Source organism: Robertmurraya sp. DFI.2.37 (assembly GCF_029211245.1).
In the GTDB taxonomy this organism is placed as follows: Bacteria; Bacillota; Bacilli; order Bacillales; family Cytobacillaceae; genus Robertmurraya; species Robertmurraya methanolica_A.
The window spans coordinates 1-424 of sequence record NZ_JARGEJ010000267.1; the positions used below are offsets into that span (position 1 = coordinate 1).

Here is a 424-nt window from a genome sequence, read left to right on the forward strand (position 1 = left end):
ATCAAAAATATTTAAACTGTAGAAGGTGAAAGAAGTTCGAAGGAATAGATCGCGTAATAAATGTTTATGATCTTCATATATGGACGATTGCTTCTGCTCTGTTGCCGCAAGCTGTCCTGATTGAGGACGATAAATTTATTTGTTTCAGCGTTAACATTCTCCATCGCATTTTTTTAATGAACAATCAGATTAAGAAGATGTTGCAAAATAAAGTTTTAACGAAATAAATAGTTCAATTTCGTTTGAGCCAAAGGTAAGAACTAGAGATGAGAGTTTTTAATAATACATGATCTCCTTTGGAGAAAAACAAATCGGTCTTTCTCAACCTTCTTTATCACGAATAGAAAGCGGCAATCAAGAGATCACCTTCTCCTTATTAGAAAAAATATGTAAGGCACTTAATATATCGATGGGTGATTTTCTG

The 424-nt window shown here is 33.0% G+C and carries 1 protein-coding gene; it reads left to right on the top strand.

The features are described 5' to 3' along the window. Positions 1-286: 286 nt before the first annotated feature. A partial coding sequence (locus PZE06_RS26430; RefSeq protein ID WP_275792169.1) for a helix-turn-helix domain-containing protein occupies positions 287-424 on the top strand: 138 nt, incomplete at its 3' end.